Below are 13,917 nucleotides of genomic sequence, written 5' to 3' on the forward strand. Positions count from 1 at the left end.
CTTTTTCTTTGCCTCGGCGGTGAACTGCTGTAAATTCCGGTAAGTACGAGTTGATCTCCCGCAGGTCCTGCCTAGGTGTTAGAGCGTTGACCATGAAACCGAATTTTGCCTTAACCCTGTCCTTCGAGGGGATCGGCCTGTTGCACCGGGCCTTTCCCGGTTGGCATCTTGTGGGCGAAATCGGTCTGGACAACAGCGACCTTCCAGGTGAGCTCAGACGACTGCACGACAAGGCCGTAGCGCTTGATCCTTCCGGGGTGCGCAGCAAGCTTGTGATCCCCAACGATCAAATCAGATATGTCCAGTTTGACGCCACCGATGCCACGCCTGAAGACCTGCCTGGTCTGGTGGAAAAAAATCTGGACGGCGCGACACCCTATCCGCTCGCAGATCTGGTTTTCGACTGGGCCGAGGATGACGGTGCTGTCACTATTGCCGCTGTCGCCCGCGAAACCCTGCGCGAGGCCGAGGCCTTCGCGAAAGAACATCAGTTCAACCCAATCAGTTTCGTCGCCGTGCCCGAAAACGGCGATTTTTCGGGCGAGCCATTTTTTGGCGAAACCTCCTGTGTCGGTGAATATGCGCAGAACGGCGAAGCGGTCGAGCGTGACCCTGTTCCCGTGCGCGTTATCGGCGCGGCAAAACTGCCGGATCCCGAACCGGTCAGCGACCCGGCCGAGCCTGAGCCTGTTGCCCCCTCTGATTTCGACCAGACCGTAGCAAACAAGGAAAAAGCGACCGGATTTTCCGAACCCGCAGCTGTCTACGATCCCCCCAAAGCGCCCGAGACCGAGACCGAGACCGAGACCGAGACCGAGACCGAGACAATTGAGCTCGACGCCGATCCCGTCAAGCCTGACGCGACCGCGTTCTCAAGCATCCGGGCGCATCGCAGCGACGCCCCTGCAACAGCGCCCAGGCTTGAAGGTGTCGCGCGGCACTTCACGCCCGTCCCGACATCAGCCGAGGTTGTGTCGGACAGCCTGCCCCGTGACCCGGACGACATAACCGAGCGCGCGCAGCCCGCTGAACCGGTGATCAGCGCCGCCAACCGGGCGCGCATCCCGCCCTCGCCGCCTGAATTTGTGCCCGAGGCGCCGACGGATCACACCGCATTCACTTCTCGTCGGGTGGCACCGGTGATGGCAGCCGCCGCTACAGCTCCAAGACGTGGCAATCCGTCGATTGAAGAACAGCAGCGCATGACTGTTTTCGGCGCGCGCGAAACCGAAACGGTGGGCGGCAAACCGAAATATCTGGCACTGATCCTGACCGCGATCCTGCTCTTGTTTCTGGCTGGCGTGGCGGTTTGGGCTTCGGTCTTTCTGGATGACAAGATCGCAAGCTTTTTCCGCGATGACCCCGAAATCATCGTCGCCGACGTCCCCGCCCTGCCAGATACCGCGACCGAAAACTCTGAAACATCCCTGGAAGAGGGCGATGTCGTTGCCTCACTTGCCCAGCCCGAGGACGGAATCGACGGCGTGCTGGGTGGCACTCTCAGCCAGCCGAAACCAGCCGAACTGACCGACGACGAGGCGCGCGCACGCTACGCCGCCACCGGTATCTGGCTGATGGCACCACGAATACCCGACGCCCCTGTCGCTGGCAGTCTCGATGCGTTCTACCTGACCTCGATCGACAGTGCCGTTACCATTCAGGACGCGGTCGCCCTGCCCGACCCCGGCAGCTGGGCAGCCGATGAACGCCCGCAAACCCCAAACTCTCCGGCGCGTGCCGGCACGACATTCGCACTTGATGAACGCGGACTGGTGGTTGCGACACCGCAAGGGGCCTTGTCACCGGATGACATCCTGATCTATGCGGGCAGCCCGCCAAAGACGCCACCCGCAATGCCCAAACGCGAGATCGTTGAAGACGTCGTCGAACCAGATGGCCCCGAGGTGCAGCGATTGCTTGCCTTCCGCCCGAAAACCAGACCCGTTGATCTGAGCGAACAGAATGAACGCGGCAATCTCAGCGGTCGAACGCTGAACGAACTTGCCAGCCTGCGTCCCAAACTGCGTCCCCAAAGCGCGCAGGAACGCGCGGAACAAACCGCCCCGCAAACCGCCGCTGCCACGACCGAACCCGCGGTTCAACCCTTCATCGACCTTGATGCGGTGAACAGCGCGGTCTCAGAAGCCGTTGAAACCGAAACCACTATCGCAAGCGCCATGCCGCAGGCGGTCGCCTCGTCGCTCAAGCCGAACACCCGCCCACGGAATTTCGACAACATCGTGCAACGCAGCACAGACGGTGGCGAAACCGCGGTCGCCGTCAGTGCGGCACAGCGCGTTACGCCCAGAATTCCGACCGCGACAAGCGTGGCCCGGCAAGCCACACAGAAAAACGTGCTGAAAATGCGCAAGATCAACCTGATCGGCGTCTACGGCACCCCCAACAGTCGCCGCGCCCTTGTGCGCCTGTCGAACGGCCGTTACCGCAAGGTAAAGGTTGGCGATCGGCTGGATGGTGGCAAGGTGTCAGCGATTGGCGACAGCGAACTCAGATACCGGAAAAGCGGGCGCAACGTGATCCTGAAAATGCCGCGGGGATAAACAACACCGCGCTACATCTTGTAATTGCGTTAGAACCCAATACAATTTCCCGTGTCGCGACAGTAATAAAAACAACACCACATCGAAACATGCTGCTTTCGGTCTGATCGCCATAGAGGGATATTGGGATGGAAGGTTTTCTGATCCAGGCTTCGATCTATCTGGCCGCCGCGGTAATCGCGGTGCCGCTGGCAGCACGATTGGGCCTTGGATCGGTGTTGGGCTATATCGCCGCCGGCATTCTGATCGGCCCGATCATCGGCCTTGTGGGCCACGAAACCGAGGAATTACAGCACTTTGCCGAGTTTGGCGTGGTGATGATGCTGTTCCTGATCGGTCTGGAGCTGGAACCCAAAGCCCTTTGGGACATGCGACACCGGTTGATAGGTCTCGGCGGGCTTCAGATCTTCATCACAACGGTTGTGGTCATGGCCGGGGCCATGGTGCTTGGTCAGGTCTGGAGCGTCTCGCTGGCCATCGGTCTGATCTTTGCCCTTTCATCGACCGCCATCGTGCTGCAAACCCTGTCGGAAAAAGGCTTGATGCAGACCGGCGGTGGCAGATCGGCCTTCTCGGTCTTGTTGACGCAGGACATCGCGGTGATCCCGATGCTGGCGCTGCTGCCGCTCCTTGCCCTCCCGAAACGCCCCGAAGACGTACTTGAGGGCGCGCTGGAACGTATCCACAGCGGTGGCGCAGCAACAACAGACGACGGCCACGGCGCCAATGCCACGCATGAGGCCGCGCTGTCCCTTGTCGAAGGGTTGCCCGGATGGGGCGTCACCCTGGTGACCATCGGGGCCGTCGCCGCCATCGTATTGACGGGGGTCTACCTGACACGCCCGGTCTTCCGGTTCATACATGCCGCACGGCTGCGCGAAATGTATACGGCGCTGGCATTGCTGATCGTCGTCGGCATCGCCTTCCTGATGAACCTCGTGGGGCTTTCGCCCGCATTGGGCGCATTCCTGGCAGGGGTGGTCCTGGCCAGCAGCGAATTCCGGCACGAGTTGGAAAGCGACATCGCCCCCTTCAAGGGCCTTTTGCTGGGGCTCTTCTTCATCACCGTCGGCGCAGGCATCAACTTCAAGGTTCTCTTCGGGGAATTCGTCATCGTCGTGGGCCTGGCCCTTGCCATCATCCTGCTCAAAGGCGCCATACTCTATATGTTGGGGCGGATGTTCAAACTGCGCGGGCGCGACCTCTGGCTCTTTACGCTATCACTGGCGCAGGCGGGTGAATTCGGCTTTGTGCTGATCTCGTTTTCGACCAAGACCAATGTGATCCCACGCGAAATGACCGAATTGCTGTTGCTGGTCGTCGCCCTGACCATGCTGATCACGCCACTGCTCTTTATTCTCTACGACTGGCTGTCGCACCGGATGGAAGAAGCCGCTGTAGATCATGAACCCGATGAGATCGACCACGAAGGCCCGGTGATCATCGCCGGGATCGGCCGGTTCGGCCAGATCGTCAACCGGCTGGTACGCTCCAGCGGCTTCGACACGGTGGTACTGGATCATGATCTGGGTGCCATCCAGCGGATGCGGCGTTTCGGCGTCAAGGGCTTCTTTGGCGATCCCTCACGCCCCGAGCTTCTGCTGGCAGCCGGGCTGAAAGAGGCCAAGGTGCTGGTCGTGGCCCTCGACGATACCGAGGCCGCGATCCGGCTCGTCACCTTCGCCCGCCGCGAGCGACCCGATCTGCATATCGTGGCCCGCGCGCGCGACCGCACCCATGTATTCCGGCTATATCAGGCGGGGGCCAATGACATCGTTCGTGAACTTTTCGACAGCTCCCTGCGCGCCGGTCGCTACGTGCTTGAAAACGTGGGCCTGACCGAATTCGAGGCCTCTCAACTGGAGACCGCCTTCTACCAGCATGACAGGCAATCGGTCCGAGAGCTTGCCGCATTGTGGAGCCCCGACATTCCGACCATCGAAAACACCGCCTATATCGAGCGCGCGCTGGAACTGGAAAAAGACCTTGAAACCATGCTGCTGTCGCAGCTGGAAGAGGCGGTGGCAGATCAGAAAGCCGCCAAGGAAAAGTAATCAGCCGTCTGTAACGCCCGCCTCGGCAAAAGTGGCCATGCCGGAATGGCAAGCGATCGCGCCTTGCAATATGCTGATCGCCAGCGCCGCGCCGGACCCTTCACCCAGACGCATCTCCAGCGCCAGAAGCGGGGTCTTGCCCATCTTGTCCAGCAGTGCGGCATGGGCCGCCTCGGCGCTTTGATGGCCAGCAACCACATGATCCAGCGCAGATGCATCAACCGCCTGCAAACAAGCTGCTGCCGCACTGCATATAAACCCATCCAGAATGACCGGGATACGCATGACACGCGCCCGCGTGATCGCGCCAGCCATCGCTGCCAATTCGCGCCCCCCCAGACAGCGCAGCGCCTCCAGGCCATTTCGCTGCGCCGACCGGTTGAATGCTACGCCCTCGGCGACGATCCGCGATTTCAGCGCGATACCATCCGCCCCCAAGCCGGTTCCCGCACCGGTCCAATCCTGTGCGTCACCACCAAAAAGCGCCAATGCAATGGCGGCGGCGCTGGTTGTGTTACCAATCCCCATCTCACCTGTGACCAGCAGATCACATTCGGCATCCACGGCGTTCCATCCCGTGCGCAACGCGTCAATGACCGCCTCCTCGTCCATCGCCGGACCGGTGGTGAAATCCGCTGTAGGCGTCTCCAGCGACAGGGCATGCACATCCATACGCGCACCAAAGATTTGCGCCAGTTGGTTGATCGCGGCCCCGCCATGCCGGAAATTTTCGACCATCTGTGCCGTCACTTCCGCGGGAAACGCCGAGACACCCCGCGCCGTCACACCATGATTACCCGCAAAGATAATCACCTGCGGGTGGTTGATCCGGGGCTGCGGATCCCCCCGCCAACTGCAATACCACTGCGCCAGGTCCTCTAACCGGCCAAGCGCCGCCGGGGGTTTGGTCAATTGGGCATTGCGTGCTGCTGCTGCCGCCCCTGCCGCCTCATCCGGGCCGGGCAGGTTGCGCAAAATACCGGCAAATTCGGCGAGAGTGGTGAAATCCTGGCACATCGGCTTGCTCATTGCATGTTATCTGCCGTCTGTGTATCGCAGGCCCGTCAGCAGGCAACAGCTGAAAAGGCGCAGGTAATGGTAAAAAACGACACGGATCTGGTGCGGCTTTCCGACATTGCGCAGGCTGTCGCCCTCCTGACACGCCTGCCCGTCCGGGTCAGCGATACGGCGCGTGGGGGTGCTGCCGCCTGGGCCTATCCGATTGTGGGCCTGATCGTCGGCGGCATTGCTGCACTGGTTGGTGTGATGGCGCATTGGTCCGGCCTGCCGGATATCGCCGTTGCCTTGCTGTGTCTTGCAACACTGGTCATCGTCACCGGCGCCCTGCACGAAGACGGTCTGGCCGACACCGCCGATGGGCTCTGGGGCGGCTGGACCCGCGAAAAGCGCCTTGAGATCATGAAAGACAGCCATATCGGAACTTACGGCGTTCTGACCCTGATCGTGATCACCGTTGCCCGGTGGATCGCGCTTTGGCTGCTTTTCCAGACCGGCATCGCGGCCGCCGTGGCCGCCCTTCTTGCCGCCTGCATGCTCTCGCGCGCCACCATGCCCAGCCTGATGGCCACCCTGCCCCATGCCCGCGACACCGGCCTGTCGCACAGCGTCGGATCGACTTCGCGCGCAAGCGCCGCGATTGCCTGGGCCATAGCATTGGCCGCCGCCCTGCTTTTGACCGGCGGAGGCGCGATCTGGGCAGCGCTCTGGGCCGGGATGATTTGCGGGGCCATCGCAATGATCGCACGGCGCAAGATCGGCGGCCAGACCGGCGATATTCTGGGCGCCACACAACAAATCAGCGAAGTCGTCGTGCTTTTCAGCCTGCTAACCTAGCACAAAACGAAAAACCGCGCCCGGGATCGGACGCGGCCTTTTCTTGCAGTGTTACGTGTCTTACGCGGCGCGCGACACCAGAACCTCGTCAACCTGCTTGGTTGCCTGCACTTCGTCACCACCGCTTACGGCGGCCACTTCGCGGGTCAGACGCTCCAGCGCGGCTTCATAAAGCTGACGCTCGGAATAGCTTTGCTCGCGCTGATCATCGGTGCGGTGCAGGTCGCGCACCACTTCGGCAATCGCGATCAAATCGCCCGAGTTGATTTTCTGTTCGTATTCCTGCGCCCTACGCGACCACATCGCGCGTTTCACCTTGGCCTTGCCCTTCAGCGTGGTCATCGCCTTGGATACAACATCCGGGCTCGACAGGCTGCGCATGCCGATTTCGGTTGCCTTGTTGGTGGGGACGCGCAAAGTCATCTTGTCTTTCTCGAACGAGATCACGAAAAGCTCCAGCGTGATGCCGGCGATTTCCTGCTCTTCGATCGAAACGATCTGGCCTACCCCATGCGCGGGATATACGACATAATCATCGGGCCGAAACTCGAACTTCTTAGACTTGCTCATTCAGATCTTCCTCATGCGGGTGAAGCCAGTTCCGGCACCGATGCGAGTTACAGGCGCGAGGCCGTTAACAGGTACGTTTTGGCGCAAAGAAATCCATCCCCGAACAGCGGTGCGGGCAGATGGATATCTGGCAGGTATCTACATTTACGACAGTAATATAACATAAAAACGCTGCTTGCGAAAGTCTGGCAGCGTCTCATTTGCCATCCGGCGCGGCAAATAAGGGGTTTAAAGCGCTCTATTTACAACGATTTGAGGCTTTCAGAACCCAAACTGAACGAATCGTTTCAGTTGCCTCAGCCGCCCTCGCCCGGCGCTTCCGAGAAATACTTCTCCAGCTTTCCGTCTTCCCCATCACGTTCTTCGGCCTCGGGCAGCGGGTCTTTCTTGGTGATGATGACCGGCCACATTTCCGAGTATTTCCGATTGAACTCGACCCATTTCTCCATATCCGGCTCAGTATCCGGGCGGATGGCGTCGGCGGGACATTCCGGCTCACACACACCACAGTCGATGCACTCGTCGGGATGGATGACCAGCATGTTCTCACCTTCGTAGAAACAATCCACGGGGCATACCTCGACACAGTCGGTGTATTTACAGGCAATGCAGCTATCGTTGACGATATAGGTCATCTTGGTCTCATGTCTTGATCATGGTCGCGCTGCGCCTCACCTAATCCAGTGACAGGGATCAATCAAGCGCCCGGCGTGATTTCAGGGCTTATTCAGATCGAGTTTACGGCGATCTCTCTTGGTTGGGCGTCCTTTTCCTTCGTATCGCGGCGCGGATGGAAGATTTTTCTCATCCGCTGGCGTTTCTGCGGACGGCGTCATGTCTTCGTAGAGCGCCTGTGCCTCGGGGGCCGGGCCGCGCCGGGTACCCAACGCCACGATACGCACCACACGGATCACCCGCGCCTGGGGAAAGGTCAGCACATCGCTCTCACCGATCTGATGCGCGGGCTTGCTCACAAGGGTGCCGTTCACGCGGACATGACCGGCACTCACCTCTTTCGCGGCCAGGCTGCGGGTCTTGAAGAACCGCGCCTGCCACAACCACTTGTCCAACCGGAGCTTTTCAGGCGATACGTTCACGCCTTGGGCACCCCTCAGGTTTTGTCTTTCAACCCCATCAGGGCGGCGGCAAAGGGATTATCGGGATCAATCCGATCCTTCTTCTGCGGCTTGGCCGAGTAGGATTTCGCCTTGTTGTCCTGCCCCCCGCGCGGTTTACCCTTGCCTGGTTTTCCCTTGCCGGGCTGGCCTTTGCCGCGCGGCTTGCGATCATGCTGCGGGCGATTACCACGCGGTTTGGGGGCCCAGCTGAACGTGTAGAACACCTCGACTTCGGGGGCGGCATCCGCCGTTTCTGTTGCCTCTGCGGCCTCCGCCACCTCGGTGGGTTCTGCGGCATCCGGGGCCGTGCCCGGGGCCAATTCCCCCTCACTTTCAGACGGGATTTCGGCAGGTATTTCTGCCGCATCAGTTGGCTCTGCCGCGATAGGTGCAACCCCGTCATCGGCAATCTCTTCTGCCACCACATCGACCGGCGCGGGTGCCGCGGCGTCCTGCGCGGCGGGCTCTGCCATCGCCACGTCGACGGCCTTGACCTTTTCACGCTCGCCACGTTCGGCGCGGTATCCCAAGCCCTGCATCAGGTCGGCGAATTGTTCCAGCGTCATGCCGGTGATCGACAGCATATCGGCCTTGGCCTCAAAACCGCCGCGGCTGTCTTCGACGCGCAGCATATCGGCCAGCCGTTCCAGCATGTCGATCCGGATCGCACGCTCGCCAGCCGCCCGGTAGCCCGACATGGTGTGGAACCCGGTCACATCCGATCCCGGTGTCGCGGCCGGTACGGTGACCAGGCCCGGTGGGGGCGCTTCAGGAAACTCTTCCAACCCATTGGAAAGTGACCATAAAACCAGTCGCAGCCGTGTCGGCGCGGGCTTCAGCAAAAGCGGCATGAAGATGGTGAATTGACCGAACCGGATGCCATGCTTGCGCAGGGCGCCGCGCGCATCCTGATCCAGCGCCTTGACCTCATCGGCCACATCGCCACGCGGAATGACACCAAAGCTCTCGACCATGCGGAAACCAAAGCCCCGTGCCAATCCACTCAGTGTCTCGTCGCGCTGGATGTTCAGCAAAGGCTCGAACAAGGTCGTGACCTTGCGGTCAATAAAGTGCTGCAAGCGACGCTGTACCTTCTGCGCCACATCCGCACCGGCCTCGTCATCGACAAAGGCAACCGCCTGCGGCTTCAGCGGATCGGGGCCAGCGACAAGCTTGCCAACCGCATCGGTGCCCCACATCAACCCGCCCTGCTCGGTAAAGTCGATCTCGGTATCGGGAGCGTTATAGAAACGGTCCGCCTTCAGATGGAAATGCGGCGCCAGCGCCTGCAAGCTGGCCTGAGCCAGCGTCTTGGCCTCCTGTCCGGCCGCACCCTTGTCCTGAATGAACCGGAACCCTTCCAGCCGACCGACAAATTCGCCTTCGACCGTCACTTCACCACTATCATTTACTTCGGCCACCATGGCCTCCTTCTGTTTGAGCCGGCGCAATAGCACGGATGTGCGCCGGTCCACAAATCTTTGCGTCAAACGCTCGTGCAGCGCATCCGACAGGCGGTCTTCTACCGCGCGCGTGGCATCGCGCCAATGGTTTTCGTCCTCGACCCAGCCTTTTCGTTGCGCCACGTATGTCCAGGTGCGGATATAAGCCAACCGTGTCGACAATGTGTCAATGTCGCCATCTGTCCGGTCGATGCGACGCACCTGCCGGGCCAGCCAATCGTCTGAAATTCGGCCCTTTTCCTGAAGATCTGCGTAGATAACGCCTAACAGGCCAGCATGTTCCGCCTGGCTGATGCCGCGAAAGTCGGGCACGCGACAAACGTCCCATAACAGCCGGACCGACGGCCCGTCGCAGGCCCGCGCGCGGATTTCCGCCTGTTGCGCCAGTGTTTTCAACGCGCTCAGGTCATCCGCTTCGCGCCCGCGCGCAAGCAAGTCATCCTGCGGCTTCACCTCAAGCGACGCAATCAGCGCCGCGACCGTGCCAAAGCTCAGATCGGAATTGCGCCATTCCAGCTTGCGGATCGGCGTGAACTGATGATCCATGATGGCGCGGGCGACCTCTTCGTGCAGATCCGGCGCCTCTCCGGTCACACCAAAGGTGCCGTGGCTCATTCCCCGGCCCGCGCGCCCCGCGATCTGGCCCAGTTCATTGGGGGCCAGGGCGCGCATCCGGCGGCCATCGAACTTGGCCAGCGATGAAAACGCCACATGGTTGATATCCAGGTTCAACCCCATCCCGATAGCATCGGTCGCCACCAGGTAATCCACATCCCCGTTCTGATAAAGATCGACCTGCGCGTTGCGTGTACGCGGGCTCAGCGCCCCCATCACAACCGCAGCCCCGCCTTTCTGGCGACGCAGCAACTCGGCCATCGCATAGACGTTATCGACCGAAAACCCGACGATGGCACTGCGCGCGGGCATCTTGCCGATCTTCTTCGGGCCAGAATATGTCAGCTGCGACATCCGTTCGCGGTGCAGAAACTCCACCCGCGGCACCAGCGCGGCAATGGTCTTGCGCATGGTCTGCGCGCCCAGAAACTGCGTCTCGCGCAGTCCGCGCATCTTCAACAACCGGTCGGTAAATACATGCCCACGCTCGGGATCGGCGCAAAGCTGGATCTCATCCACCGCCACGAAATCCGCGCCCATACCTTCGGGCATCGCCTCGACTGTGCAGACCCAGTATTTGGTGCGTTTCGGCACGATCCGCTCTTCGCCGGTGACCAGCGCCACCACCGACGGGCCCCTGATGGCGACAATCTTGTCATAAACCTCGCGCGCCAGAAGACGCAGCGGCAGCCCGATCACCCCCGTGGGATAGCCAAGCATCCGCTCGATCGCATAATGCGTCTTGCCCGTATTCGTCGGTCCCAGCACCGCCAGGATCCGTGACTGCTCGGCCATCGGCCCGCTCCGTTCCTGTCAGAGGTCCTCACCGCCAAGCGTCGCGCCCAGCCTGTCCAGCACATCGTTTACATCTTCAAAATGCGGGTGGATTTCAAGTACCCGGGAATAGGCGTCATAGGCCATTTCGGGCTGGTTCAGTTCTTCAAGGATCACGCCCAGGCCATAAATAGCCTCGAAATGGCGCGGACGCAGGGCAAGGGCGCGTTCCAGATCGGACAGCGCAGGCCCATACCGGCCCGAGCGTGAGAACGCCACCGCGCGCATATGCCAGCCCTCGGCGAATTCCGGCGCATGATCGGTCAGCGCGGTCAAATGCTCGATCGCGGCCCGCGTATCATCCGCCTCCAGCGCATCGCGGCCGCGTTTCAGCAGCAAATCCATCGCGGAAGAGCCGGATTTCGACAATTCCAACACGATTTCGTTACCAATCTTAACGGCTTCTGAAGATTCTGCCTGCTTCAATTGCGCATATAAACGGTCCAGCCTGTCCTGCTCAACCGCTGTGCAAGGTAAGGAAAACATGACTATCGCCAGAAATGCCGCGACGATATTCTTGAAGAGGTGATTCAGTGCGCTCATAACAGCGTAGAGTTTAGCGTGCGCAGCCGGAATTCAAACCCCCGGCATGTCAAAATTGGAGGAAGCGCAAATGAGCGATGTGATCACATCAGCAGTAGAGGCCCTGAATAACAAGATGGGCGACACCGGATTGGCCGGAACGGCCAAGTTCGTCATCGAAGACGAAGGGGCGATCATGGTAGACAGCAACGGCGCCCGCGCCGGCGATGACGAGGCCGATGTCACCCTGACAGCCGATGCCGAAACCTTCCAGTCCATCCTTGAAGGCGATCTTGATCCCACCTCCGCATTCATGTCCGGCAAACTCAGCGTTGATGGTGACATGGGAATGGCAATGCAGCTTGGCGGTGCGCTAAGCTGATGGAACGCGCGCCCCTATTTGCGGAAATCGCCGACGGACCTGATGGCGGCGAAGCCTGGTGGCTCAATTCCGATGACGGGGTGCGCATTCGTGTCGCGGCCTGGGCCAAGGACGCCCCCAAGGGGACGGTTCTGCTGTTTCCAGGCCGAACAGAATATATCGAAAAATATGGCCGTACTGCTGCCGACCTGGCGCAGCGCGGCTATGCAACCTTTGCCATCGACTGGCGCGGTCAGGGGCTGGCCGACCGCCTGGTCAGCGATGCGATGGCAGGTCATGTCATTCATTTCAGCGATTACCAGCGCGACGTGACCGCGATGCTGACCGCCGCAAAAGAACTGGACCTGCCCAAGCCCTGGCACCTTCTGGCGCATTCAATGGGCGGCTGTATCGGCCTGCGCGCCGTGTTGGACGGCCTGCCGGTGAATTCCTGCGCGTTTTCAGCCCCAATGTGGGGCATCCAGATGTCCGAGGCCCTGCGCCCCGTCGCCTGGTCTCTGTCCTGGAGCAGCAATCACCTTGGCATGGGCCACGTCTTTGCGCCCGGAACATCGCCGCAAAGCTATGTGCTGATCGAACCATTCGAGACCAACAAGCTCACCAATGACCGCGAAATGTATCAATACATGATCGACCAGACCCGCGCACATCCCGCGCTTGGCCTTGGCGGTCCAAGCCTGCGCTGGCTTTATGAAGCGCTCAGAGAATGTCGCGAGCTGTCGCAGATCCCCTCACCCGACCTGCCCTGCGTGACCTTCCTGGGCTCGGACGAACAGATCGTCGATATCCCCCGCATCCAAGACCGGATGACCCGCTGGTCGGATGGCACGCTTGAAATGGTCGAAAACGGCAAACACGAATTGCTGATGGACAACAGCGATATCCGCAATCGCGCCATCGGCTCCTATTGCGACCTGTTCGACCGCGCCAACACCATGCCGGTCAATCGCGCGCAACGCTCTGCTGCTGGCGGCCAAGCCCGGAAATCTCAAGGTTCATCACGTCACCATCGGTCAGAAAACGGGGCGGGTTTTTTCCCATTCCTACCCCAGGCGGTGTTCCGGTGGCGATCACATCACCGGGCAACAGGCTCATCATCTCACTCAGATACGCTATGATCTGAGCGACCGGGAAAATCATCGCGCGGCTATTGCCCGTCTGCATCCTCTCGCCATTCACATCCAGTGACATATCCAGCGCCTGTGGGTCCGGCACCTCGTCCGGGGTTACCAGCCACGGGCCAATCGGCCCGAACGTGTCGCAGCTTTTGCCCTTGGTCCACTGGCCCTTGCGTTCGGTCTGGAAATGCCGTTCCGACACGTCATTGACGATGCAATAGCCCGCCACATGGTTCAGCGCATCGGCCTCGCTCACGTATTTGGCATGTTGGCCGATAACCACGCCCAGCTCGACCTCCCAATCCGATTTCTCTGATCCGCGCGGCAGGCTGACCGTATCGTTCGGCCCGATGATCGACGAGGTTGCCTTCATGAAGACAATCGGCTCGGGTGGCGGTTTCAGCCCGGCCTCCGCCGCATGATCCGAAAAATTCAACCCGATGCCGATAAACTTGCCGGTACCCGCCACCGGGGGGCCAAGCCGCGGCGAGCCCGCAACCTTGGGCAGGCTCTCGGGGTCCACCTTCGGCAAATCACCCAGCACCTCCCCCGCCAGATCGTCTACATGGCCAGACAGGTCGCGGATCATCCCGTCGGCATCCAGCACCCCCGGCTTTTCATGGCCCGGCTCTCCGTAGCGTAGAAACTTCATGGTGCTGCCCTCCTGCGATTTCTGACCGGCTCAGAATAGGCCGCTGCGAAAGCCCGGCAAGGCGAAACCCGGCAGCGGGTCCACCGTTCCCGTCGGTGGATGACTTCCGTTCACAGCCGCACCGCTGCGCGCGCTCTTAACCGGGGTAATTGCGGTAATAAATACCGACGTAAT

General features: G+C 60.8%; 11 protein-coding genes and 1 pseudogene. 5 read left to right on the forward strand and 7 right to left on the reverse strand.

The annotated features are described in order from the left end of the window. Window positions 1-92: 92 nt before the first annotated feature. On the forward strand, window positions 93-2,561 hold the full coding sequence (locus tag Q1B27_RS13965) for a hypothetical protein (protein ID WP_299848404.1): 2,469 nt from the start codon (window positions 93-95) through the stop codon (window positions 2,559-2,561). 128 nt (window positions 2,562-2,689) lie between these two features. After that, window positions 2,690-4,615, forward strand: coding sequence for a cation:proton antiporter (locus Q1B27_RS13970; RefSeq protein WP_299848405.1), 1,926 nt, complete (start codon window positions 2,690-2,692; stop codon window positions 4,613-4,615). On the opposite strand, the gene cobT is transcribed toward Q1B27_RS13970, so the two are convergent. After that, a complete protein-coding gene (gene cobT / locus Q1B27_RS13975; RefSeq protein WP_299848643.1) occupies window positions 4,616-5,632 on the reverse strand; it encodes a nicotinate-nucleotide--dimethylbenzimidazole phosphoribosyltransferase in 1,017 nt (338 codons plus the stop codon). 78 nt (window positions 5,633-5,710) lie between these two features. Here cobT and cobS point away from each other — a divergent pair, with 78 nt between their 5' ends. Further along, window positions 5,711-6,469 carry an adenosylcobinamide-GDP ribazoletransferase gene (gene cobS, locus Q1B27_RS13980; RefSeq protein WP_299848406.1) on the forward strand — a complete coding sequence of 253 codons (759 nt, stop codon included), beginning with the start codon at window positions 5,711-5,713 and terminating at the stop codon, window positions 6,467-6,469. Window positions 6,470-6,529: 60 nt separating this feature from the next. Here cobS and Q1B27_RS13985 read toward each other — a convergent pair whose 3' ends face one another. The 5 genes from Q1B27_RS13985 to Q1B27_RS14005 form a co-directional block, all read right to left on the reverse strand. Beyond that, complete coding sequence (locus Q1B27_RS13985; protein ID WP_299848407.1) at window positions 6,530-7,039, reverse strand: CarD family transcriptional regulator; 510 nt, start codon at window positions 7,037-7,039, stop codon at window positions 6,530-6,532. Window positions 7,040-7,335: 296 nt separating this feature from the next. Beyond that, entirely contained in the window at window positions 7,336-7,674 is a 339-nt protein-coding gene (fdxA, locus tag Q1B27_RS13990) for a ferredoxin FdxA (protein ID WP_299848408.1), read from the reverse strand. Window positions 7,675-7,755: 81 nt separating this feature from the next. After that, a complete protein-coding gene (locus tag Q1B27_RS13995) occupies window positions 7,756-8,136 on the reverse strand; it encodes an RNA-binding S4 domain-containing protein (RefSeq protein ID WP_299848409.1) in 381 nt (126 codons plus the stop codon). A 14-nt stretch (window positions 8,137-8,150) separates the two neighbouring features. Next, window positions 8,151-11,030 (reverse strand): helicase-related protein, encoded by a 2,880-nt coding sequence (locus tag Q1B27_RS14000; protein ID WP_299848410.1) that lies wholly within the window; start codon window positions 11,028-11,030, stop codon window positions 8,151-8,153. A gap of 18 nt (window positions 11,031-11,048) precedes the next feature. Beyond that, complete coding sequence (locus tag Q1B27_RS14005) at window positions 11,049-11,555, reverse strand: tetratricopeptide repeat protein (protein ID WP_299848411.1); 507 nt, start codon at window positions 11,553-11,555, stop codon at window positions 11,049-11,051. 127 nt (window positions 11,556-11,682) lie between these two features. Here Q1B27_RS14005 and Q1B27_RS14010 point away from each other — a divergent pair, with 127 nt between their 5' ends. Next, the gene (locus Q1B27_RS14010; RefSeq protein ID WP_299848412.1) at window positions 11,683-11,973 is read left to right on the forward strand and encodes an SCP2 sterol-binding domain-containing protein; all 291 of its coding nucleotides are present in this window, start codon (window positions 11,683-11,685) and stop codon (window positions 11,971-11,973) included. Further along, window positions 11,973-12,836 (forward strand): annotated as a pseudogene (locus Q1B27_RS14015) (alpha/beta fold hydrolase); the annotation flags it as partial. The gene Q1B27_RS14010 and the pseudogene Q1B27_RS14015, both read left to right, overlap by 1 nt. 79 nt (window positions 12,837-12,915) lie before the next feature. On the opposite strand, the gene Q1B27_RS14020 reads toward Q1B27_RS14015, so the two are convergent. Further along, window positions 12,916-13,743, reverse strand: coding sequence for a fumarylacetoacetate hydrolase family protein (locus tag Q1B27_RS14020; protein ID WP_299848413.1), 828 nt, complete (start codon window positions 13,741-13,743; stop codon window positions 12,916-12,918). Between the last annotated feature and the right edge of the window lie 174 nt (window positions 13,744-13,917).

The sequence above is a fragment of the uncultured Roseovarius sp. genome (genome assembly GCF_947489715.1).
Lineage (GTDB): Bacteria > Pseudomonadota > Alphaproteobacteria > Rhodobacterales > Rhodobacteraceae > Roseovarius.